We start from the raw sequence: 21150 nt of genomic DNA on the forward strand, positions 1-21150 counted from the left end.
CCTGCCGGGTCCCGCCCCGTGCCCGGCCCCTCAGATCTGCGGCGGCCGTGCCTCGTACGGCGTGGAGAGGACGACCGTGGTGCGGGTGGAGACACCGGCGAGCGAGCGGATGCGGGTCAGCAGGTGTTCAAGCTCCAGCGGGGTCGCGACACGCACCTTCAGGATGTAGTTCTCGTCACCCGCGACGCTGTGGCACGCCTCCAGCTCCGGGACTCCCGCGAGCCGCTCCGCGATGTCGTCCGGGGCGCTCGGGTCGAAGGGCTTGACCGAGATGAACGCGGTCAGCGGCAGGCCGACGGCCTCGGGGTCGACGACCGCGGCATAACCCCGGATCACCCCGCGCTGCTCCAGCCTGCGGACCCGCTGATGAACGGCCGAGGTGGACAGGCCGGTGGCCTTGCCCAGGTCGGTGTAGCTCATCCGCCCGTCCTTGACGAGCAACTCCACGATTTGACGGTCCAGCTCCTCCATATGGATCAATCTATGGCCCCGGGCCCCTCCAGGCACAGCCGCGGGAGCCGCCGAAGGGCACCCCGTGGCGGTCATGTGATGAATGCCACAGGTTTACGGGTCGGTAGCAGAGCACCTCGCGGTTACGGCCGATCCACGACGGGAAGTGCTTGCTTTGGCCGAGGCCACGGCGCCTTGTCGGCCCACCGAGGGGGGAATTTCCCATGCAGAACCTGAAGGTCACCGGACGTACCGAACCGGAGCCCGTTGATCCGTTCGAGGACACCGCTCCCGACGCGTACGACACGCTTGAGATGTACCGGGTCACCTGCCCGGACTGTGCCCAGCCGATCGCCCTCCTGGCGGACGAGACCGTGCTGCCGGAGCACGCGCTGTGCCCGACTCCGTGGAACCCGTTCGTCCTCACGGTGTGCGCCGGTACCGGCCGTGCGGCGTCGAAGGCGCGGCCCGCCGACGAGTCGCCCGAGGTCCAGGAGCAGGAGACGGCCCTGCTGTTGACGCTCCCTCAGGGGCTCGACTGGAGAATGCAGCCGTTCTCGCACGCCGGGGGCAGCGCCTCCCGCCCGTTCCGGATGCCGCACCAGGTCCGGCGCGAGGCCGCCTGACCCCGGCTGCCGCCTCGCAGGACCACGAACCGCCTGACGCGACAGAACCGCGCCGCACCACGACGGCCCGGCCGGCGTGGTGCGGACGGCGAACGGGACCGCTCCGGCGCCGGAGCCGCCCGGAGACCTGGCGAACGGGCGCCCGAATCGGCCGGACAGTGACCCGGCCCGGCCCGCCGGCGTTGGCCTGGCATGACCCTGCTGCATTCCACGGCCGGCCCCGGTCGCCGCCGTCTCGCCGTTCCGGCCTCCGAAGAATCGGTTCCGCAGCCCGGATCCCCCACGGCGTCCCAGTCCGAGCCGCCGCGCCAGGTGCCCCACTCGACCGATCCCCCCATCTACCGGGCGATGCTCCGGTACTGGGAGGGCACCGGGAGGACCATGCCGGGCCGCCATGACCAGGAGTGGAACCGGATCATGACGATGCCCGTGTGGTCGGACCGGCCGCTACGGGTCAGTGCGTCTCAGGACCCGCGAGGTGGCGGGCGATGACCATGCGCTGGATCTGGTTGGTGCCCTCGACGATCTGCAGCACCTTGGCCTCGCGCATGAGCCGCTCGACGGGGAAGTCCAGCGTGTAGCCGTACCCGCCGAGGACCTGGACGGCGTCGATGGTGACCCGCATCGCGGCGTCGGTGCAGAACAGCTTGGCCATGGCCGCCTGCCGCGAGAACGGGCTGCCCGCGTCGCGCAGCCTGGCCGCCTCCAGGTAGAGCGCCCGGCCCGCCTCGATCTGGGTGGCCATGTCCGCGAGCATGAACCGCAGCCCCTGGAAGTCCGCGATGGGGCGGCCGAACTGCTTGCGCCCGGTGGCGTAGGCGACGGCCTCGTCCAACGCCGCCTGGGCCACACCGATGGCGCACGCGGCGATGCCGAGCCGCCCTGAATCGAGTGCGGACAGCGCGATCGCGAAGCCCTGCCCCTCCTCACCGATCCGGCGCGCGTCCGGGACCCGGACGCCGTCGAAGTGGATTTGGGCGGTGGGCGAGCCCTTCATGCCCATCTTCTTCTCGGGGACGGCCGCGCTCAGCCCGTCGGCGTCGCCGGGAACGAGGAAGGCGGTGATTCCGCGGGCGCCCTCGGCGCCGGTACGGGCCAGCACGGTGTAGAAGTCCGCGACGCCGCCATGGGTGATCCACGCCTTGGTGCCGGTGATGACCCAGCTGTCCCCGTCCCGCACGGCCTTCGTCCGCAGCGAGGCGGCGTCCGAGCCCGAGGCGGGCTCCGAGAGGCAGTAGGCGCCCAGCAGGCCGCCCGCGAGCATGCCCGGGAGGTGTTCGGCCTGCTGCTCCTTGGTGCCGTATCCGGCGACCGCGTGGCAGGCGAGGGAGTGGACGCTCACGCCGAGCCCGACGGTGAGGCGGGCGGAGCTGAGCTCTTCGAGGACCTGGAGGTACACCTCGTACGGCTGGTCGCCGCCGCCGTGGGCGGAGTCGTACGGCAGGCCGAGCAGGCCGGAGCCGGAGAGCAGCGTGAAGACCTCGCGCGGGAACCGGCCGGCGTCCTCCTCCTCGGCCGCCCGGGGCGCGATCTCCCGCTGGGCGATGTCGCGGACGAGCGCGATGAGCTGCCTGGATTCCTCTGTGGGCAGACGGCGTTCCACTGACTGCGGGGCACGGTCGGGCATGACGGCGCTCTCCTCCCTGTCGGGCGTTGCGGCGGTCGCGCGCGCGGGGTGTGTGCGGCGCCGCCGGGGGATCTCCGGGCGGAGCCCGAAAAGACTGCGGTCCAGCCGATGTTGCCCTCCCGGATTGCGAGAGGTGCCGGTCAGCGGCTGTGGCGGCTTGAGTATGCCCGATAGGACGGTATCCGTCACTGGGTGACAGGGCACTTCGGCCACGGCGGACGTCCGGGTGCGACGGCGGGCCGTCCTGGCGAACGGTCGGCGGAATTGGTCCGAACCATTGACCCAACTGGTCTAGTCCATCTACGGTTCACCGCGAATCGGCTTTCCGCGTTCATGCCAATTTCGGGCAAGCGCAGAGAGCCGGTCGTCCACCGGCAAGTCCCCTCCCCCACGAGGAGCAACGATGATCGGACTGCATCGCCCGGGAGCCCGCCTCCGGGCGCTCGCCGCTGCCGCCTGTACCGCCGCCCTGGGCGCCGCCCTGCTGGGCGTCGCGGGCACCGGGTCCGCCGGCGCGGCCCCCGCCGACCTGAAGGCCGCCGCCCCGGCGGCAGCGCCCGCCGCCCCCACAGCGGCCGGCAGCAAGGTGGTCGGCTACTTCACCGACTGGGGCGTCTACGACCGCAATTACCACGTCAAGAACATCGAGACGTCGGGCTCGGCCGACAAGCTCACGCACATCAACTACGCCTTCGGCAACGTCCAGGGCGGCAAGTGCACGGTCGGTGACTCCTACGCCGACTACGAGAAGACCTACACCGCCGACCAGTCGGTCGACGGTGTCGCGGACACCTGGGACCAGGATCTGGCCGGCAGCTTCAACCAGCTGCGCAAGCTGAAGAAGCTGCACCCGGACCTCAAGATCCTCTGGTCGTTCGGCGGCTGGACCTGGTCCGGCGGCTTCGGTGAGGCCGCGAAGAACCCGGCGGCGTTCGCGGACTCCTGCTACAGCCTGGTGGAGGACCCGCGCTGGGCCGATGTCTTCGACGGCATCGACATCGACTGGGAGTACCCCAACGACTGCGGTCTGACGTGCGACACCAGCGGCCCTGACGCGTACGGCAACCTGCTGTCCGCCCTGCGCTCCAAGTTCGGCAGCGACAACCTGGTCACCTCGGCGATCAGCGCGGACGCCTCCGACGGCGGCAAGCTCGACTCCGTCGACTACGGCGGCGCCGCACAGTACGTCGACTGGTACAACCCGATGACGTACGACTACTTCGGCGCATGGGACGCCAAGGGCCCGACAGCCCCGCACTCCCCGCTGAACTCCTACTCGGGCATCCCCAAGGACGGCTTCAACAGCGAGGCGACCATCGCCAAGCTGAAGGCCGAGGGCGTCCCCGCCTCGAAGCTGCTGCTCGGCATCGGCTTCTACGGCCGCGGCTGGACCGGCGTCACACAGGCCGAGCCGGGCGGCACGGCGACCGGCGCCGCCCCGGGTACGTACGAGGCGGGCATCGAGGACTACAAGGTCCTCAAGAACAGCTGCCCCGCCACCGACACCGTCGGCGGCACGGCCTACGCGCTCTGCGGCACCAACTGGTGGAGCTACGACACCCCGGCCACCATCGGCACCAAGATGGACTACAAGAACGAGCAGGGCCTCGGCGGCACGTTCTTCTGGGAGCTCAGCGGTGACACCACCGACGGCGAGTTGATCAAGGCGATCAACTGACCTCGGTGCGGCAGGCATGACGGTGGGCGGGGAGCCGGGCGGGCTCCCCGCCCACCGTCATGTCCGCCGGCTTCTTACATCAGACCGATCTGCGTGACGAACATGGCGATGACGACGACGAGCGTCCAGCCCAGGAGGTTCTCCAGCAGCTTGGCGCGGTCCCCGGGCCCGCCGGTCCGCGTACGGCGGCGGGCGGTAGTGGTGGTGGTTGCGGCGGCAGTCGCGGTCATGGCATCTCGTTCGGTCGGCCGGCAGTCGGTGTCCCCCGAGGACCCGACCACAGTGCCAGCCGGACCGGCCCCCGCGGTAGAGAGCTGCGTCACTCCCCCGGGGGCGCCGGAGCGCGTCAAAGGATGCCGACAGCCGCCAGAGCCCGGCGTTGGGCGGGGGTCGGGTGCGCGGGGAAGTGCAGGTAGCAGACGCCGCCTGTGCCGGAGACCACACTGCCACTCGCGTTGTAGCGCTTGGTGCGGAGCCAGGTCGCCTCCAGATGGAAGGGCGCCGCATATCGTGCGACGCCCTTCCGCGGTTGAAGACGTTGATCGGGCGGTTGTTCCACGTCAGCTGCACGGGGTCCAGTCGTTTTCGCCGAGAATCCAACGCTAAGCCGTGCGGCATCCTCTGATCTGGGCTGGTCCGTACCGGTGCGGCCCATGAATCCGGCCGCCCAGACACTCGGCGGGTTCGTCGGCGCGCATCTGGCAGGCAGCGGGCAGCTGAACCGCTACCTCACCCCCGGCACGAAGCTGACGGCGGTCTCGCTCGCCCGCACCATATGCGCGCATCGAGGTGGCACAGGTCGCCGCCGGCCACCCGCCCCGCCGAGCCCGGACCACACCACACCACACCTGACGAATCATCAGATACCCGAGTGAATACCATCGGTAGCCCCAAACGCCCGCAGCACGAATTCGTATGGCGGGGGCGGAGTATCAGGAGTCCGGCGTGACGGTTTCGCATCGGCGCCGAGGCCACCGCCTGGTACGAGGACGGTGGTGTCCGGATCGGGCCCCCGCCCACGATCGGGTGATTGCGGTGAGGGCTTCGCAGTACCGGGTTCTCTGAATCCGGCGGTTCCACCTGGTCGGTGGGGCGGCCCCGGTGGAACTCCTTCTCCGAGAGGCACGATCGATGGCCAACCTGAAGCACTCCTGTACTGCGGCGGCAGTGGTAACGGCCGTATCGATCGGGGCCGGTGTCCTCGCCGTCACCCCGGCCGGCGCCGCTGACCGGGTCGCCATCGAGAACGTGGCGGACTAGCGGTTCCTCACCGCGGACGGCGCTGTGCTGCTCACGGGGCAGTACGGCGGTGCTGACCAGGACAGGGTGCTGATCTCGCCTCCGGGTGCACCGGCCGGGGTCCAAGACCTGAACGAGGAGAAGTGGCGCCCCGGGATTCCTGCCCGGGGCTGAGCAAGCGTCCTGCGCTGCCAGGAGAGTGGCGGGTCCGGGTGCCGCAGCGGGGTGGCGGCTCGCGTGAGGCTGTGAGCCCCCCCGGGGGGTGTGGTGCAGGCGGGATGGACAGACTCAGGGACGGGGCAGACCGCGGGAGAGCCCCCTGGACGGTGCTGGCGGTGATGCCACCGGCACCATCTCTCGCCCGGCATCATCTCTGGAGGGCTCATGAAGATCGTGCTCGCCTATTCAGGAGGTCTGGACACCTCCGTGGCCCTGCACTGGCTCAAGAAGCGGTATGACGCCGAGATCATCGCGTTCTGCGCGGACATCGGGCAGATCGAGTCGCTGGACACGATCGAGGAACGGGCGCTGCGCACCGGCGCCTCGAAGGTGTACGTCGAGCCGCTCACCGACCGTTTCCTGAAGGACTTCGCGCTGCCCGCGCTGCGGGCACACGCCCGCTACGAGAACAAGTACCTGGTGGCCGCACCGCTCTCACGTCCGCTGATTGCCCAGCGCATGGTCGAGATCGCCCATGCGGAGAACGCTGACGCGGTCGCCCACGGGGCGACGGGCAAGGGCAACGACCAGGTGCGCTTCTTCACCGGTGTCACCGCTCTCGACCCCGCTCTGCGAGTCCTCGCACCGGTCATCGACTGGGACCTGACCACCCGGGAGTCAGAGCTCGCTTACGCCCGCGAACACGCCATCCAAGTGCCGGTCACCCCCGACAACCCCTACAGCATCGACACCAACATCTGGGGAACCAGCATCGAGTGCGGCGAACTGGACGACATCAGCCGGCCGCCGCCTCCTCGCGCCTGGCAGCTCACGGCAGACCCCAGGACGGCCCCGGACCGGCCGGAGCGGGTCACCATCGGATTCGAGTCCGGGACCCCCGTCGCCCTCGATGGCGAGAGGCTCCAGCTACCCGAGCTCGTGCACCGGCTCAACGCCGTCGTCGCACGCCACGCGGTGGGCCGCGTCGACATCGTCGAGAACCGCATCGTCGGATTCAAGACGCGCGGCATCTACGAGGCACCGGCCGCAACCGTGCTGATGACCGCGCACGAGGAGCTCGAAGCGATCGTCCTCGACCGCGAGACGCTCCACCACAAGCAGTCCATGGCCCTGCGCTACGCCGAACTCGTCTACTACGGCTACTGGTTCTCCGACCTGCGCCGCGCCCTGGACGCCTTCGTCTCCAGCCTCCAGACCGCCGTGACCGGCGACATCACCCTGGAGCTGTACAAGGGCTCGCACACCGTCATCGCCCGGCAATCCCCGAACTCCCGCTACAGCGGGTCCCTGGCCACCTACGAAACCGGTGACACCTTCAACCACCAGGCAGGCGCCGCCTTCGCCTACGTATGGTCCCTCCCCCTGGCCCGGCCATGACCGGAAGAACACCACACAGAGCGGAGTCCCGGGCATCCCCCACCCACCTCGGCGCGAATGCCGGCCCACCCACCCCGCTGGGTGCAGTCCGGCCGCCCCGGAGCAGTGCCGCATGCCACCAACGCACAGGAGGTTCACAGAATGGGGCAGTTTCCGTCCGGACACGCAGAGGCTCTCGCAGTGGTCGAGGCCCGCTGCGGAAGCGGCTTCAGGTTGCGGGAGGTGACGTCCCGCCCGGGCGCGGTGGTGTGGGAGGCGGCGGGTACCGGCGGGAGGTTCGCCGTGAAGATCGGCACCAGCGACGGCGCGGCAGCCGTGTCACGGGAGACGGAGGTTCTCCGGGCGTTGGGATGGTCCGGGCATCTGCTCGCCTCGGGTCGCGGGGCGGACAGTGCGTGGCTGATGGCGCGGTGGTTCGAGGGGCCGTCCACGTGGGATGCCTTCGCCCTGTTTCGGGAGAACGGCACCGGGCAGCGGGCGGGGCTCGGCGCGGCGGCGGAGTTGTGTGAAACGGTCGCCGGTCTGCACGGTCTGGGCTGGGTCCATGCCGATCTCCAGCCGGACCACGGGATCCACACCCCCGGCGGTGTCCGTCTGATCGACCTGGCCTGGAGCTGGCGGGAAGGGATGCGGCCGCCACCCGTGACGGGGGTGGGTATCGACCATCTCGTGCCGCCGGAACTGGCCCTGCGCGGTGCGGGCGATATGCCCCTGGACGCGGGCAGGGCAGCCGACGTCTACACCCTGGCCGCCACCCTGTGGACCTGCGTCACCGGAACCTGGCCCCTGGACTACCGGGCTGCCGGCATCACACCGGAGGACCTGACCTCGGACCAGCTCCGCGCGCAGATCGCCACCGGCCGCATCCCCCTGCGGACCGAGACACCATGGCCCGAACTCCAAACAGTCCTGCAGCAGGCCCTGCTGAGCAGGCCCGGGGACCGGCCCACAGCCCGGGACCTCGCCCAGACCCTGACCCGCCTGGCACCCTGACCCTGTCGGGTCCGTCACCCACGCTCCTGGCGATGTGCCTGCTGGTAGAGCCGGGTGAACAGCGGGTCCATGGTGCGACCGGAGCGGTAGACGGTCCCGAACCGCTCCTCGTAGGCGGCGAACCGGTCGGGGGCGTCGTGGAGGAAGAGCACATCGTGCAGGGCCATCCAGCGCAGCGCCAGCATCGGGACCGGGGAGCGGGACACCGGAAACCGGGGGTTGCGCGCGGCGCCCTGGTCGCCCCGCGAATGGAACTGGCCGAGCATCATCCCCTCCTGGGCCAGCGGCGTCCTGACCTTCTCCTGCACGTGGTCCAGGAGCTCCTCGTCGGCCTGAGGAAGGTCGGGCAGGACGGCAACCACGGCGTGCAGAGCACGGTTGGTCGTCGGCCAGCAACCGCCCCGCAGTACCTCCACCATGGCGTCGACCGTTGACAGCAGACCGTCCAGGTCCACACTGCCGGGGAACACCCGCGCCCGTACTCCGTCGGCGCGCAGGGCAGGAGCCATGAACGGGCTCCGGCATCCCGGACAGCGCCATGTCTGGAGAGCGGGCCGAGCGAGATGCGTGGCTGCTGTTCCCCTCTCCCGGCGGCAGGGGGTCCTCCGCTCACCGCGCGGAGGACCCCCTGCCCGTATTTCAGGGAGGCCGGCGTCGTCGGGCGAAGGCCGAGGCGGACCGCCCTCGCCATCCACGGTGCCCTGCCCTCTTGGAGGGCGCTGCTGGTCAGTCGAGTGCGGGCGTAGCGACGGCTTACGCGATCCTGTTGGGGTGGCCGGCAGGGACTGCGCTTGCCCGCCTTCGTCGTAACAATTACAGTTACGCCAGAGAGGGAGGAGGTCCCGTGAGTGCCAACAGCAAGCTGACCGTCGCCGTCCACGCGCTGGCATGGGTGGGGCTCTACCAGAGCCGTGGGAATGAAGTCGCCACCTCGGAACAGATCGCGGAGAGCGCGAACACCAACCCCGTGGTGATCCGACGCCTGCTCGGTCAACTCCGCAGCGCAGGGCTCGTCCACGCGCGGCGAGGCGCCGGCGCGGGGTGGCTGATGAGCCGCGAACTCGCCGACATCACCGTGCTGGACGTGTACGACGCGATCGAGTCCGGCCCCTTGTTCGACATGCACCGTGCTGAGCCCAATCAGGAATGCGTCGTGGGCGCCGGCATCCAGCCCGCTCTCTCGAACGTCTACAGCCGCCTGGACCAGACGCTTCGCGGCGAGCTGGCCCGGACGACGTTGGCCGACGTCCTGCGTGACACGCTTTCCGCCTCCTGACCACCGTGCGACACGCACGGTGTGTCCTCAGGCCTTAAATGTAACCAATATAGCTACAACCACCTCGCTCGAAGCGTCACGCCGATTGTCAGGAGAGAAGACGATGACCGAACCCACCAGCAGGAACCTCGCCACGCAGGTCGTGTTCAACGCCTACTACCGCGTGCACCCGGACGACCGGCAGAAGTTCATCGACGCGGTCGTTCCCCATATCAGCTTCACCGCCGAGCTGCCGGGGTGCGTGTTCTACGTGTTCGCCGCCGACCTGCTCGACCCCAACACCTTCCATCTCTCCGAGGGCTGGGCCGACCAGGCCGCCATCGACCGCCACAACGCCACCGAACCCTTCCAGAAGGCCCTGGGGGACGTGATGACCACCGTCAGGATCCTGGACCACCAAGGCCAGCGCTACGAGATCGCAGACCAGGGCGCCGGGGACCCGCCCGGCGGGGTGGAACTCGCGGGCTGAACACTGGAGCGCCGACGACCGCGCACCGCTGCCTGTCCAGCAGTAGCCGGCCGCTCGTTCCGATCGCGCACCCGGCACGGCATCACTCAATGAAGCCCCGCACGGAGGGAACGACCATGGAAACCGTACAGTTCGAACAGAGGGACGGGGTCGGTCACATCGTCCTCGCCAACCCGCCCGACCAGCAGATCGGCGTTCGCTTCACCGAGGACCTTGCCACTGCGGTGCACCAGGCCGGCGAGAGCGACATCAAAGCTCTGGTCGTGCGGGCGGAGGGGCCCAACTTCGGAACCGGCGGGGACGTACCCGATTGGCCGGGGAAAAGCACTGACTGGTTCCGCACCTTCATTGCCGAGGTCAACCAGTCGTACGCCGCCATCGAAGCGCTGCGCGTGCCGACCATCGCCGCGGTCAGGGGCAAGACGATCGGCGGCCACTACGAACTCGCCCTGCGCTGCGATCTGATCGTGGCCGCCCACGATGCGACCTTCAGCTGGGTGGAGGCAACCGTAGGGATGGCCCCTTTGGCCGGAGGGGTACAGCGACTGGCCGACCGCATCGGCCGCGGGCGTGCGGCGCAGCACGTTCTGCTGAGCGAGACTCTCACCGGCGTCGAGGCGGGCCACATCGGTCTGGCCGGCCGCGTCGTACCCCCGAGCACCGTCGACGCCACCGCGCAGGCCATTGCCGAGCAGGTCGCCGGCGGCTCGAAGCCGGCGAACGCCGCCATCCAGTCTCTCCTCAAGGCATGGACGGGCGGCGGCACCCCGGGCGCCGACACGATGATGCTCGACCTCACCATGGACCTGTTCGCCACCCCGCACGCCCAGGCCGCATTCCGCAAGATCGAAGAGGCCGCTCGATTCGCCTGACCCTGCCTCTCGGGGAGCTTCACCTCGCCCGTCAGGCGATCCAGACGATTCGGCTCTGACTCGCCCGCTCTCGTACGCGGCAAGGCGCTTCCCGTACCCGAAAACGTAACCAAACCAGTTACGCCAAAGATATGGAGAATCTGATGGGCAAGCTGGACGACAAGACCGCCCTGGTGACCGGGGCTTCCGCCGGTATCGGCCTGGCCATCGCCCGCCGGTTCGCCACCGAGGGAGCGACCGTCTACCTGACCGGCCGCCGCAAGGCCGAGCTGGACGCTGCCGTCGAGCAGGTCGGCAGTCACGCGATCGGCATCCAAAGCGACGTGTCGCAACTCGACGACCTCGACCGGCTGTTCGCGGAGATCGCCGAGCGCAGCGGCCGTCTGGACATCGTGGTGGCCAACGCCGGCGTCGGTGACTTCGGCCCGCTCGGCGCGATCACCGAGGAAGCGTACGAGCGCGCCACCTCCATCAACCTCAAGGGCACCGTATTCACCGTGCAGAAGGCGCTGCCGCTGCTGTCGGCCGGCGCCTCGGTGGTCCTGCTCTCCTCCAGCGCTGCCCTGCGCGGCGCCCCGGGCCTGGGTATCTATGCCGCGACCAAGGCCGCCATCCGCAGCCTCGCCCGCACCTGGGCCGCCGAACTCGCCGGGCGCGGCATCCGCGTCAACGCCCTCACCCCCGGCCCCGTCGCCACCCCCGGCGGCGACGGACTGCGGGCCGCTTTCCCGCAGGAAGAACAGATCACCGCAGCAGCCGGGCCGGCCGCGCCGACGCCGCTCGGCCGGGCGGGCAGCCCCGACGAGGTCGCCGCCACCGCCCTGTACCTGGCGGGCGACCAGAGCTCCTTCACCACCGGCGCGGAGCTGTACGTCGACGGCGGCGCGACCCAGCTCTAGACCGAGACCACGAGCTCGCCACCCCACGGATCAGGAGGACTGAGATGTCACCCGACAACGAGAAGATCATCCGCAACGCCTACCAACTCGCCGAGGACAGGGACGTCGCCGGATGGATCGCGGCCTTCACCGATGACGGGACCTTCACCGACGAATCCATCCCGCGCACCTACCGCGGCGCGGAAGAGCTGGGCAAGACGGTCGAGGTCTACGCGAAGGCGTTCCCCGACATGCACCGTGAGCTCGGCCGGTTCTACGTGACCGGTGACGTGGTCATCGTGCAACTGAGCTTGCAGGGCACCCACCTCGGTCCGCTCGAACTGCCCTCGGGAACCGTCCCGCCGACCGGCAAACGCATGGATGCCCCGTGCTGCGACGTGTTCGAGCTGACCGACGGCAAGATCAAGCGCTTCGACTGCTACGCGGAAGGATCCGTCGTCGCTGCCCAACTCGGCCTGACCTGAACCCAGGACGGACGTGAGCCTTCAAGCCGAGGGATGGGGCTTCGGCTTGAAGGCTTGCGTGATGGGGATCACGACCACCGCGACGCCAGAGTCAGGTGTAAAGGCGCACGGATGGTTCACCTGGCGACTGCGAGCAGGCTCTTGGCGAATGCCCGCAGGCGAAGGACCCCGCCCAGAGCTCGCCGCAGGCCGCATGTCGCCCAGCCGGTAGTTCAGAGAACCGAATTAACCCACACGTAAGACCCTGATCATGCACGATCGCGTTGAAAGGCGAGTGCTCCGGATCCGTCGTCAGTGACGACGGTGAACCCTTCACCCGGAGCCATGCGGACGGCGCCGTCGAGGCGAGTCCTCGGACATCGCTCGATCAAGGTCACGGTCGACCAGTACGGCCACCTCACACCGGACGGCCATGAGCGCTGCCGCCAGGTGGTCGAGGTGGCCGTGTGGGGCCCTACATGCTCACAGCAGGCCTAGCGACCTCAGAGCGCGGTGCTGAGCGGGTGCTGGGTCAGACGGCCAGTAGACGTAACAGACCCCACCCGTACCACTTTTGACCTGCCCGTTCGCGTCGTAACGCTTGGTGCGGAGCCAGATCGTCTCCCACTCGTGCCGCTTGTAGACGTGGCGGACCGCCTCGTCGTCCGGGGACGCCGGGTCGTTGGCGATCACGTCGCCGTCCGCGGTGAAGCCGATCACCGTCATCAGGTGACCGGAGGTGCCGTAGCCCGCGCCCGTCAGCTCCTCCTTGAGGAACGACTGAGACGTTATGGCCGGAATCCCCGCCCGGACCAGGGTCTCCAGGTCCTTCAGCGAGCCCAGCCGGGTCACCACGGCGCTCATGTCCTCGTACGTGGCGGCGTAGGCGGCGTTGAACGGCCAGTTGCCGCAGCCCTCGTACTGGTTGTCGTAGGTGAACCGCGCCGCGTGGCAGACCTGTGGGTCCGCCAGCCCCGGCTTGACCCAGGCGAGGTCCGCCGCGCTGGGGTGGCGGCCCCAGTACTCGATGATCATCTGCGAGGAGGTGGGACTGCACCACGCCTCGCCGCCGTTGTCGTACTCGGGGTACTGGCCCGCGTGCACGTTCTGCGAGTAGCGCGGCACCCGCAGCTCCCGGACCAGTCCGGGGACGGAGGCGGGCACGGTGAAGCGGTCGGGGATGTCGGAGGCCATCGCGCCCAGACGCCACACCGTGGGGGTGAGCCGGGTGCCCGGGGTGCGATACAGGGTCAGCCGCAGCCGGTAGGACGCGAGCCGCAGGCCGCTCGCCGCGTCGTCCACCGAGAAGGTGTCGGTCCAGATGGAGCTCTTGCCGTCGCTCTGGCCGTCGACGGACGTACGGCGGATGTCGCCGTCGCCGTCGCCGGACGCCCAGCGCCCCATGACGTACCAGGGGGTGTCCGTGCCGTCCGAGTAGGTGCCCCGGAGCTCGATCTGGATCCAGGTGCCGGCCGGCGTGTGCGCGTTCCAGGAGGCGATCACCTCGGTGGCCGGGACGGCGGAGCGGTGGACGGGTGAGGTCCAGGTCGCGTACTCCCAGGCCGCCGTCGTACCCGTGTGCGGGTCGGTGTAGTCGGTACGTCCCAGCGGGTGGCCGATCACCAGGCCCGCCCGGCGCCCCGCGACGGCGCGGGTCCCGGCGCCGGAACCGCAGCGCCAGTCGGTGTACGTACTCCAGGAGTGGTTGTCCACGGGAGAGGCTGCCGCCGAAGGTGCGTGACGCGGGACACGGGAGGGAGCGGCGGAAGCGGTGGACGACACCGCTCCGGCTCCGGCCGCTGCCGCGATGGCGGCGGCGAGTACGGTTCGGCGTGAGGTCGGACTGGGCATGGGCGAGACCCCCGGTCGTAAGCGGAATGGGGCTTCAGGTGCACGACAGTGCGCCAACTATCGCGGCTTCTTCCCCGGTTCGGCCAGCGATTCGCCTCGCGCCGCCCGACCAATATTGGTCTCGACCACTGGCGTGACCTGCGACGGCTACGCAGCGGCTCGTAGACCGGACGCACTCGCGGGCCGGACGGACTCGTAGGCCGGACGGACTCGTAGGCTGGACGGATGAGCGACCTCTCGCAGCACGCCGCGCGGCTGCGCACCCTGCCACCGTCCTGCGGGCCGGTCCGGCTGATCGCCGTCGACGGCCACGCGGGATCGGGCAAGAGCACCTTTGCCGCCCGGCTCGCGGCAGCGCTCGACGGCGCACCCGTACTCCACCTGGACGATCTGGCCAGCCACGAGGAGATGTTCGACTGGACGGCCCGGCTCCGGAGCCAGGTGATCGAGCCGCTGTCGCACGGGGAGCCCGCACGCTACGAGCCGTACGACTGGACCGCCCGGCGCTTCGGCCCGGCGCGCACCCTGGAACCCGCCCCGGTGGTCCTGATCGAGGGGGTCGGTGCCGGACGACGGGCACTGCGCCCCTTCCTCGCACACCTGTTGTGGATGGATCTGCCCGCCGCCGAGTCCTGGGAACGGGGCCGACGGCGGGACGGTCCGGCCCTGACGGCGTTCTGGGACGACTGGACCGTCGCTGAATCGGCTCATTTCTCGGCCGATCCCTCCCGCCCCTCGGCCGAAACGTTGGTGCGTCAGTTGCCTGTGGGGTACGAGTGGTTGAAGGGATCCGGCGCGACAGCAAAAGCGAGTCGTTCCGTCACCCAAAGTGATTAATCGGCACCGCCATACCGACCAGTCGGAAATCGGTCCGGAAGTGCCCCGGCTCTGCTTGACCCGGCGCGGTACAGGTCTTACGTTCTCAATGTGCGGCTTTTCGGAGCCCCCGCAGACGCGAAGCCCCCGGTTGTTCCCCCGTGATCGGGGGCTTCGTTCTGTGCCCCACGCCGGTTCCCGGCCACCTTTCACCCCATGCCGCTCACCCTGGGTCACGACCCCTCTTCGGCCTGCGGCGCCCTTAGTCGGACACTCCCTGCGCAGGTACGATGCCTCTCGGTGCGGTCAATTCCCGTTCGCGGCACAGCGGTTCGGCACGCCTCGGCGGGCAGCCGTGCGGCGGGACATCCTGGGGGCACGGTTTGTGGGGGACCAGATGGACATCGGCACGCAGGGCGCACAGGCCCCGGCCGACCTCGCCTGGCTGCGCGGCGTGGACGCCTACACGATGGGCGCCTACCCGCAGGCAGAGGAGGAATTCAGAGCTGCGGTACAGCTCGATCCCGGCATGGCGGACGCCTGGCTGGGCCTCCACGCGCTGCGGGTCGACACCACATCGGCACTGCTGCACATGTACAGCCATCGCGACCGCTTCGGGGAGCAGCGCGGCCGCCACCGCCGCACGCTGAACTCCTGGTACTGGCTGGGCTGGTGGGTGCAGCCGGTGCTGGAGAGCCCGCGCGACCTGCTGCTGGCGCACGCCTCGCACTGGCTGGACGGACGCCATGTGCCGGAGCTCGACCGGGCGTTGGCCGGTCTGCCGCCGGTGGACGCCGACGCGCAGGTGCGCTTCCTGCACGCCTGCCGGTCCTACCTGGTCAAGGACTGGGAGCAGCTCGTACGCCATACGGAACAGCTGATCGAGGACCCGCTGCTGGGCATCGAGGCGGGGCTGTTCGGCGGTATGGCACGGGTCCGGCTGGAGATGTACGGACAGGCCGAGCCGCTGCTCTCCACCGCGCTGATGCGCTGCCGCAGCGAGCAGCCGCAGCGCAAGGAGCTGCGCTACTGGCTGGCCCGCGCGCACGAGGGAACCGGCCGCAGCGCGGCCGCGCTGCCGCTGTACCGGGCCGTGCACCGGATCGATCCGGCGTTCATGGACACCTCGGCGCGGCTGGCGGCGATCGCGGACTACGACGGGCTCGACGGCTCCGACGAGTTCTCCGGGCTGGCCGCGGTCTCGCTGACCGGCCTGGGCGGCGACGGCGCCTTCGTGGAGGCCCAGCCGGACGGCGACGCGGTCCTGGGCACCGACCTGGTGGACGGCCGGGATCTGCGCCCCGGCGGCGGGGAACCGCAGGACCTGCCGGGGGTCGGGGTGTCGCCTCCGCCCGGTGGGGCGCGGGAGAAGACCTCGGTACCGGGCCAGTCGGCGCCGTCGCTGTTCCCGGCGGGCCCGAGCGATCCGGTGCTGCTGGCCGAGGCCTTGGCGGAGCTGGAGCGGATGGTCGGGCTGGAGCCGGTGAAGCGGCAGGTCAAGGCCTTGTCCGCGCAGCTGAACATGGCGCGGCTGCGGGCCGGCCAGGGGCTCCCCGTGCAGCCGCCGAAACGGCATTTCGTCTTCTCCGGGCCGTCCGGCACCGGGAAGACCACGGTGGCCCGCATTCTGGGCCGGGTGTTCTACGCACTCGGCCTGCTCGGCGGGGACCATCTGGTCGAGGCCCAGCGGGCGGACCTGGTCGGTGAGTTCCTGGGCCAGACGGCGGTCAAGGCCAATGAGCTGATCGACTCCGCGCTGGGCGGGGTGCTGTTCGTCGACGAGGCGTACAGCCTCTCCAACACGGGCTACAGCAAGGGCGACGCGTACGGGGACGAGGCCCTTCAGGTGCTCCTCAAGCGTGCGGAGGACAACCGGGACCATCTCGTCGTCATCCTGGCGGGATACCCGGAGGGCATGGACCGGCTGCTCGCCACCAACCCCGGGCTGTCCTCTCGGTTCACCACCCGGGTGGACTTCCCCAGCTACCGCCCCCTTGAGCTCACCTCGATCGGTGAGGTCCTGGCCGAGGAGAACGGGGACGCGTGGGACGAGGAGTCGCTGGACGAGCTGCGGGCCATCAGCGGCCACGTCGTCGACCAGGGCTGGCTCGACGAACTGGGCAACGGACGGTTCCTGCGCACGCTGTACGAGAAGAGCTGCGCCTACCGCGATCTGCGGCTCTCCGGCTATGCGACGGTGCCGACGCGGGACGATCTGGCGACGCTGCGGCTGCCGGATCTGATGCAGGCGTACGGCGAGGTGCTGTCGGGGCGCCGGCCCCCGGAGCGGCCGGCCGGGTGATCCCGGGCCGTCGGACGGGTCCAGCGACCCGTCCGACGGCCCGGGAGCCTCAACCGACCAGGGCCGTGAGTTCGTCCGAGCCGGTCTGCCTCTCCCCGGTGCGGCGCGGCTCCGAGACCCGGTGGGCCGGGTCCCGCACCTCACCGACCAGCATCTCCAGGACGTCCTCCATGGCGACCAGGCCGAGTACCCGGCCCGAGGCGTCCGCGACCTGGGCCAGGTGCGTCGCGGCGCGGCGCATCACCGTCAGGGCGTCGTCCAGCGGGAGTTCGGCCCGTACCGTGGCCATCGGGCGCCATACGTGCTGCGGGACCGCCCGCTCGCCGTCCTCCAGGTCGAGGACGTCCTTCACGTGCAGGTAGCCCATGAACGGGCCGCCGCCCTCCGCGCAGACGGGGAACCGCGAGTAGCCGGTCCGCACCGTGAGCGCCTCGATCCGGTGCGGGGTGACGGACGGGTCGACCGTCACCAGGTTCGCCCGGCGCAGCAGCACATCGGTGACGGGCCTGCTGCCCAGCTCCAGGGCGTCCTCCAGCCGCTCCTGCGCGTCCGGCCCCAGGAGTCCGGCCTGTCCGGAGTCCTCGACCAGCCGGTTGAGCTGCTCGCTGGTGAAGACGGCCTCCACCTCGTCCTTCGGCTCGACGCCGAAGAGCCGGAGCACCAGCCGGGCGCAGGCGCCCAGCGCGGAGGTGACCGGGCGGCAGAGGCGGGCGAAGCCGACCAGGCCGGGGCTGAGCCACAGCGAGGTCTTCTCCGGGGCGGCCATCGCCAGGTTCTTCGGGACCATCTCGCCGATGACGAGGTGGAGGAAGACGACGAAGACCAGCGCCAGCACATAGCCGAGCGGATGGATCAGGCCCTCGGGCAGGTGGACCGCGTGGAAGACCGGCTCCAGCAGCTGGGCGACGGTCGGTTCCGCGACGGCGCCGAGAGTCAGCGAGCAGATGGTGATGCCGAACTGGGCGGCCGCCATCATCTGCGGCAGGTTCTCCAGGCCGTACAGCACCTGCCGGGCCCGGCTGGACCCGGTTGCCGCGAGCGGTTCGATCTGGCTGCGGCGTACCGAGACGAGTGCGAACTCGGCGCCGACGAAGAAGCCGTTCGCGAGGACCAGGAGTCCGGCGAAGAGCAGTTGGACCAGGCTCATCGCGCCGCCTCCAGGACGCCGCGGGCCGCCGGTTCCGCGGTGAGCTGCTCGTTGACCCCGGCCAGCCGCACGAAGCGGACCTTCTCGGCCCGGTAGTGGCCGACCTGGCGGACCGAGATGCGCCAGCCGGGCAGTTCGGCCCGGTCTCCGGGGGCGGGGATCCGGCCCAGCAGATCGGCGACGAGACCGGCCACGGTCTCGTACGGGCCGTCGGGTACGTCGAGCCCTATCCGGCGCAGGGTGAGGACTCGGCAGCTGCCCTCCGCGTCCCAGGCGGGCCTGCCGTCCTCGGGGGCGGCGGGGGCAAGCTCGGGACGGTCGGCGCCTTCGGCGTCGTGCTCGTCCCTGACCTCCCCGACGAGCTCCTCGATGATGTCCTCCAGGGTGACGACACCGGCGGTACCGCCGTACTCGTCGACCACGACGGCGATCGGCTGCTCCTTGCGGAGCCGCTGGAGGAGCTGTTCGACGGGCAGCGTCTCCGGGACCAGCAGCGGGGGCACCGCGATCCGGCCGGCCGTGGTGCGCAGCCGGTCCTGGGAGGGAACGGCGAGCGCGTCCTTGAGGTGGATCATGCCGACGACCTCGTCGATGCGCTCCCGGTAGACGGGGAAGCGGGAGAGGCCGGTGGCCCGGGTGAGGTTGAGGACGTCGGCCGCGGTGGCGGACGTCTGGAGGGCGCTGACCTTCACCCGAGGGGTCATGACGTGCTGGGCGGTGAGGCCGGCGAGCGACAGGGTCCGTACGAAGAGATCCGCGGTGTCCTGTTCGAGGGTGCCGGCCTCTGCGGAGTGCCTGGCCAGCGAGACGAGCTCGCCCGGGGTGCGGGCGGAGGCCAGTTCGTCGGTCGGCTCCACGCCCAGCAGCCGCACCAGCCGGTTGGCGACGGTGTTCAGCAGCCCGATCACGGGCCGGAAGACCATGGTGAACCGGTGCTGGGGTCCGGCGACGAACCGGGCGACCTGGAGCGGCTTGGAGACCGCCCAGTTCTTCGGTACGAGTTCACCGATCACCATCTGGACGGCGGCCGCGAGGAGCATGCCGATCACCACGCTGATGCCGGGGACGGCACCGTCGGGGAGACCGGTCAGGGTGAGGGGGCTCTCCAGCAGCTGGGCGAGCGCCGGCTCGGCGAGCATGCCGACCACCAGTGAGGTGATCGTGATGCCGAGCTGGGTGCCGGACAGCTGGAAGGAGAGTTCGCGCAGGGCGTCGACGACGGTACGGGCCCGCCGGTCGCCCTCGGTGGCGGCGCGCTCGGCGTCCGCCCGTTCCACGGTGACGAGCCCGAATTCGGCTGCCACGAAGAATCCGTTGGCGAGGATGAGAAGGAATGCCGCACCGAGAAGCAGCAGGGGGGTGGTCATGCCGCCGCCTCCACAGAAGGGGCGGCGCAGGTACTACCGGAAGATCCGTCCATTGCTGGAGGGAGTCACTCCTTGGGTCGCAGGAAAGCCCCGCGGGTCTCAAAGACCTCTGGTGGGGGCGGGGCGCCACAGGGCGCCGCCGCCCCCCAGAGTAATCAACAAGAGGCCCTGCGGGGCAGGGGGCTCAGCCGTTGTCCGTACCCGTGCCGTGGTTCTCGGCGAGGGCGCGGAGCGCGCGGGCGTCGCGAATGGCCTGCTCCTTGGCGATTCCGGGCTGGATGCCGAGGGCGGGCATGCTGGTGCCGTCGCTGAGGTCGAGGAAGACCCAGGGGTCACCGACGCGCAGGTTGACGCGCACGATCTCGGCCCAGGACAGCCGCCTGGTACGGGTGAGATTGACCACGGTCACCCCGCTGTCGTCCGCGACGACCTTGGGACGGCTGAGCAGCGCCAGCACACCGAGGAAGACCAGCGCGGTGAAGACGAAGCTGGCCCGCTCCCCGTTGCTGAGCTGCTCCAGGGTGAAGGCGACGACGGTGATGACGACGAACATCATCACGCCGACGCTCAGCAGGACCACGCGGGTGCGGGTCGGCCGGAAGGTGACCGGAAGCGCGGGGGCTCCGGCCGGGGGTACGGGGGCTGACATGGTCTTCTTCCGTGTCCCGCCGTCAGAGCCGGCAGGCGTGGATGGCCGTGGTGAGGATGGCGCGGGCGCCGAGGTCGTACAGGTCGTCCATGATCCGCTGCGCCTCCTTGGCGGCGACCATGGAGCGGACGGCGACCCAGCCCTCGTGGTGCAGCGGGGAGATGGTGGGCGACTCCAGGCCCGGGGTGAGGGCGACCGCGCGCTCCAGGTGCTCGACGCGGCAGTCGTAGTCCATCATCACGTAGCTGCGGGCGACCAGGACGCCCTGGAGGCGGCGCAGGAACTGCTGCACCTTGGGCTCGTCGTCCGGGGCGCCGACGCGGCGGATGACGACCGCCTCCGACTTCATGATCGGTTCGCCGATGACTTCGAGGCCGGCGTTGCGCAGGCTGGTGCCGGTCTCGACGACGTCGGCGATGATCTGCGCGACACCGAGTTCGATCGCGGTCTCGACGGCGCCGTCCAGGTGGACGACGGAGGCGTTGACCCCGACATCGGCCAGGTGCTTGGCGACGATGCCCTCGTAGGAGGTCGCGATCGTCAGCCCGTCGAAGTCCTGCGGGCCCGCGGCCGTGCCGGGCTTGGTGGCGTAGCGGAAGGTCGAGCGGGCGAAACCGAGCTGGAGGATCTCCTCCGACTCGGCGCCGCTGTCCAGCAGCAGGTCACGGCCGGTGATGCCGATGTCGAGGCGGCCCGAGCTGACGTAGATCGCGATGTCGCGCGGCCGCAGGTAGAAGAACTCCACCTGGTTCTCGGGGTCGACGAGGACGAGCTCCTTGGACTCCTTGCGCTGCTGGTAGCCGGCCTCATGGAGCATCGCCATCGCAGGCCCTGAGAGTGAACCCTTGTTGGGGACGGCGATGCGCAGCATGAGGTCGGGTTTCCTTTG

Annotated in this window: 21 protein-coding genes and 1 pseudogene; 12 read left to right on the forward strand and 10 right to left on the reverse strand. The window is 70.1% G+C overall.

What is annotated here, in order from left to right; translation table 11 throughout:
• Positions 1–30: 30 nt before the first annotated feature.
• The gene (locus tag OG892_RS05415; RefSeq protein ID WP_024493538.1) at positions 31–471 is read right to left on the reverse strand and encodes an Lrp/AsnC family transcriptional regulator; all 441 of its coding nucleotides are present in this window, start codon (positions 469–471) and stop codon (positions 31–33) included.
• Between the two features lie 203 nt (positions 472–674).
• Here OG892_RS05415 and OG892_RS05420 point away from each other — a divergent pair, with 203 nt between their 5' ends.
• A complete protein-coding gene (locus OG892_RS05420; RefSeq protein WP_073739408.1) occupies positions 675–1076 on the forward strand; it encodes a hypothetical protein in 402 nt (133 codons plus the stop codon).
• A gap of 454 nt (positions 1077–1530) precedes the next feature.
• On the opposite strand, the gene OG892_RS05425 is transcribed toward OG892_RS05420, so the two are convergent.
• Positions 1531–2703 (reverse strand): acyl-CoA dehydrogenase family protein, encoded by a 1173-nt coding sequence (locus OG892_RS05425; protein WP_371628597.1) that lies wholly within the window; start codon positions 2701–2703, stop codon positions 1531–1533.
• Between the two features lie 403 nt (positions 2704–3106).
• Here OG892_RS05425 and OG892_RS05430 point away from each other — a divergent pair, with 403 nt between their 5' ends.
• A complete protein-coding gene (locus OG892_RS05430) occupies positions 3107–4381 on the forward strand; it encodes a glycoside hydrolase family 18 protein (protein ID WP_073739410.1) in 1275 nt (424 codons plus the stop codon).
• Between the two features lie 74 nt (positions 4382–4455).
• Here the strand turns inward: OG892_RS05430 and OG892_RS05435 are convergent, their stop codons facing one another.
• Both OG892_RS05435 and OG892_RS05440 read right to left on the reverse strand, forming a co-directional pair.
• The gene (locus OG892_RS05435) at positions 4456–4611 is read right to left on the reverse strand and encodes an SCO1431 family membrane protein (protein WP_107421901.1); all 156 of its coding nucleotides are present in this window, start codon (positions 4609–4611) and stop codon (positions 4456–4458) included.
• 116 nt (positions 4612–4727) lie between these two features.
• Positions 4728–4868, reverse strand: a pseudogene (locus OG892_RS05440) (peptidase C39 family protein); the annotation flags it as partial.
• A 644-nt stretch (positions 4869–5512) separates the two neighbouring features.
• Between OG892_RS05440 and OG892_RS05445 the strand changes: the two are divergent.
• The 3 genes from OG892_RS05445 to OG892_RS05455 all read left to right on the forward strand — a co-directional run bounded on the left by OG892_RS05445 (position 5513) and on the right by OG892_RS05455 (position 8170).
• Complete coding sequence (locus OG892_RS05445) at positions 5513–5641, forward strand: hypothetical protein (protein WP_371628598.1); 129 nt, start codon at positions 5513–5515, stop codon at positions 5639–5641.
• Between the two features lie 363 nt (positions 5642–6004).
• Positions 6005–7177: an argininosuccinate synthase gene (locus OG892_RS05450; RefSeq protein WP_073739413.1), complete on the forward strand. Its 1173-nt coding sequence runs from the start codon at positions 6005–6007 to the stop codon at positions 7175–7177.
• A 222-nt stretch (positions 7178–7399) separates the two neighbouring features.
• Entirely contained in the window at positions 7400–8170 is a 771-nt protein-coding gene (locus OG892_RS05455) for a hypothetical protein (protein WP_371628599.1), read from the forward strand.
• A 14-nt stretch (positions 8171–8184) separates the two neighbouring features.
• Here OG892_RS05455 and OG892_RS05460 read toward each other — a convergent pair whose 3' ends face one another.
• A complete protein-coding gene (locus OG892_RS05460) occupies positions 8185–9060 on the reverse strand; it encodes a DUF6875 domain-containing protein (protein WP_371628600.1) in 876 nt (291 codons plus the stop codon).
• Here OG892_RS05460 and OG892_RS05465 point away from each other — a divergent pair.
• The 5 genes from OG892_RS05465 to OG892_RS05485 all read left to right on the forward strand — a co-directional run bounded on the left by OG892_RS05465 (position 9015) and on the right by OG892_RS05485 (position 12150).
• Positions 9015–9446 (forward strand): Rrf2 family transcriptional regulator, encoded by a 432-nt coding sequence (locus tag OG892_RS05465; RefSeq protein ID WP_371628601.1) that lies wholly within the window; start codon positions 9015–9017, stop codon positions 9444–9446. The two genes, OG892_RS05460 and OG892_RS05465, sit on opposite strands and share 46 nt — an antisense overlap.
• A 103-nt stretch (positions 9447–9549) precedes the next feature.
• A complete protein-coding gene (locus tag OG892_RS05470; protein WP_371628602.1) occupies positions 9550–9915 on the forward strand; it encodes a putative quinol monooxygenase in 366 nt (121 codons plus the stop codon).
• Positions 9916–10031: 116 nt separating this feature from the next.
• Positions 10032–10787, forward strand: coding sequence for an enoyl-CoA hydratase/isomerase family protein (locus tag OG892_RS05475; protein ID WP_371628603.1), 756 nt, complete (start codon positions 10032–10034; stop codon positions 10785–10787).
• A 143-nt stretch (positions 10788–10930) separates the two neighbouring features.
• Entirely contained in the window at positions 10931–11686 is a 756-nt protein-coding gene (locus OG892_RS05480) for an SDR family NAD(P)-dependent oxidoreductase (protein ID WP_371631581.1), read from the forward strand.
• Between the two features lie 44 nt (positions 11687–11730).
• On the forward strand, positions 11731–12150 hold the full coding sequence (locus OG892_RS05485; RefSeq protein WP_073739418.1) for a nuclear transport factor 2 family protein: 420 nt from the start codon (positions 11731–11733) through the stop codon (positions 12148–12150).
• Between the two features lie 462 nt (positions 12151–12612).
• Here the strand turns inward: OG892_RS05485 and OG892_RS05490 are convergent, their stop codons facing one another.
• The gene (locus tag OG892_RS05490; protein ID WP_371628604.1) at positions 12613–13980 is read right to left on the reverse strand and encodes a peptidase C39 family protein; all 1368 of its coding nucleotides are present in this window, start codon (positions 13978–13980) and stop codon (positions 12613–12615) included.
• A 225-nt stretch (positions 13981–14205) separates the two neighbouring features.
• Here OG892_RS05490 and OG892_RS05495 point away from each other — a divergent pair, with 225 nt between their 5' ends.
• Together OG892_RS05495 and OG892_RS05500 are read left to right on the forward strand one after the other, a co-directional pair.
• The gene (locus OG892_RS05495; RefSeq protein ID WP_073739422.1) at positions 14206–14817 is read left to right on the forward strand and encodes a uridine kinase; all 612 of its coding nucleotides are present in this window, start codon (positions 14206–14208) and stop codon (positions 14815–14817) included.
• A 376-nt stretch (positions 14818–15193) separates the two neighbouring features.
• Positions 15194–17098 carry an AAA family ATPase gene (locus OG892_RS05500; protein WP_199884563.1) on the forward strand — a complete coding sequence of 635 codons (1905 nt, stop codon included), beginning with the start codon at positions 15194–15196 and terminating at the stop codon, positions 17096–17098.
• A gap of 49 nt (positions 17099–17147) precedes the next feature.
• Here OG892_RS05500 and OG892_RS05505 read toward each other — a convergent pair whose 3' ends face one another.
• From OG892_RS05505 to hisG, 4 genes are all read right to left on the reverse strand, one after another.
• Positions 17148–18245: a hemolysin family protein gene (locus OG892_RS05505; RefSeq protein WP_073739426.1), complete on the reverse strand. Its 1098-nt coding sequence runs from the start codon at positions 18243–18245 to the stop codon at positions 17148–17150.
• Positions 18242–19612, reverse strand: a complete 1371-nt coding sequence (locus OG892_RS05510) for a hemolysin family protein (RefSeq protein ID WP_371628605.1) — start codon at positions 19610–19612, stop codon at positions 18242–18244. Before OG892_RS05510 ends, OG892_RS05505 begins: the two co-directional genes overlap by 4 nt.
• A gap of 184 nt (positions 19613–19796) precedes the next feature.
• On the reverse strand, positions 19797–20261 hold the full coding sequence (locus OG892_RS05515) for a PH domain-containing protein (RefSeq protein WP_073739430.1): 465 nt from the start codon (positions 20259–20261) through the stop codon (positions 19797–19799).
• 22 nt (positions 20262–20283) lie between these two features.
• Positions 20284–21132: an ATP phosphoribosyltransferase gene (hisG, locus tag OG892_RS05520; protein WP_073739432.1), complete on the reverse strand. Its 849-nt coding sequence runs from the start codon at positions 21130–21132 to the stop codon at positions 20284–20286.
• Positions 21133–21150: the final 18 nt, after the last annotated feature.

The sequence above is a fragment of the Streptomyces sp. NBC_00341 genome (assembly GCF_041435055.1).
Classification (GTDB): Bacteria; Actinomycetota; Actinomycetes; order Streptomycetales; family Streptomycetaceae; genus Streptomyces.

Excerpts from the sequence above, each read along its gene's own strand:
- OG892_RS05415 (WP_024493538.1), bottom strand. The coding sequence starts at position 471 with ATGGAGGAGCTGGACCGTCAAATCGTGGAGTTGCTCGTCAAGGACGGG.
- OG892_RS05420 (WP_073739408.1), top strand. The coding sequence starts at position 675 with ATGCAGAACCTGAAGGTCACCGGACGTACCGAACCGGAGCCCGTTGAT.
- OG892_RS05425 (WP_371628597.1), bottom strand. The coding sequence starts at position 2,703 with ATGCCCGACCGTGCCCCGCAGTCAGTGGAACGCCGTCTGCCCACAGAG.
- OG892_RS05430 (WP_073739410.1), top strand. The coding sequence starts at position 3,107 with ATGATCGGACTGCATCGCCCGGGAGCCCGCCTCCGGGCGCTCGCCGCT.
- OG892_RS05435 (WP_107421901.1), bottom strand. The coding sequence starts at position 4,611 with ATGACCGCGACTGCCGCCGCAACCACCACCACTACCGCCCGCCGCCGT.
- OG892_RS05445 (WP_371628598.1), top strand. The coding sequence starts at position 5,513 with ATGGCCAACCTGAAGCACTCCTGTACTGCGGCGGCAGTGGTAACGGCC.
- OG892_RS05450 (WP_073739413.1), top strand. The coding sequence starts at position 6,005 with ATGAAGATCGTGCTCGCCTATTCAGGAGGTCTGGACACCTCCGTGGCC.
- OG892_RS05460 (WP_371628600.1), bottom strand. The coding sequence starts at position 9,060 with ATGCCAGCGCGTGGACGGCGACGGTCAGCTTGCTGTTGGCACTCACGG.
- OG892_RS05470 (WP_371628602.1), top strand. The coding sequence starts at position 9,550 with ATGACCGAACCCACCAGCAGGAACCTCGCCACGCAGGTCGTGTTCAAC.
- OG892_RS05475 (WP_371628603.1), top strand. The coding sequence starts at position 10,032 with ATGGAAACCGTACAGTTCGAACAGAGGGACGGGGTCGGTCACATCGTC.
- OG892_RS05480 (WP_371631581.1), top strand. The coding sequence starts at position 10,931 with ATGGGCAAGCTGGACGACAAGACCGCCCTGGTGACCGGGGCTTCCGCC.
- OG892_RS05485 (WP_073739418.1), top strand. The coding sequence starts at position 11,731 with ATGTCACCCGACAACGAGAAGATCATCCGCAACGCCTACCAACTCGCC.
- OG892_RS05490 (WP_371628604.1), bottom strand. The coding sequence starts at position 13,980 with ATGCCCAGTCCGACCTCACGCCGAACCGTACTCGCCGCCGCCATCGCG.
- OG892_RS05495 (WP_073739422.1), top strand. The coding sequence starts at position 14,206 with ATGAGCGACCTCTCGCAGCACGCCGCGCGGCTGCGCACCCTGCCACCG.
- OG892_RS05500 (WP_199884563.1), top strand. The coding sequence starts at position 15,194 with ATGGACATCGGCACGCAGGGCGCACAGGCCCCGGCCGACCTCGCCTGG.
- OG892_RS05505 (WP_073739426.1), bottom strand. The coding sequence starts at position 18,245 with ATGAGCCTGGTCCAACTGCTCTTCGCCGGACTCCTGGTCCTCGCGAAC.
- OG892_RS05510 (WP_371628605.1), bottom strand. The coding sequence starts at position 19,612 with ATGACCACCCCCCTGCTGCTTCTCGGTGCGGCATTCCTTCTCATCCTC.
- OG892_RS05515 (WP_073739430.1), bottom strand. The coding sequence starts at position 20,261 with ATGTCAGCCCCCGTACCCCCGGCCGGAGCCCCCGCGCTTCCGGTCACC.
- hisG (WP_073739432.1), bottom strand. The coding sequence starts at position 21,132 with ATGCTGCGCATCGCCGTCCCCAACAAGGGTTCACTCTCAGGGCCTGCG.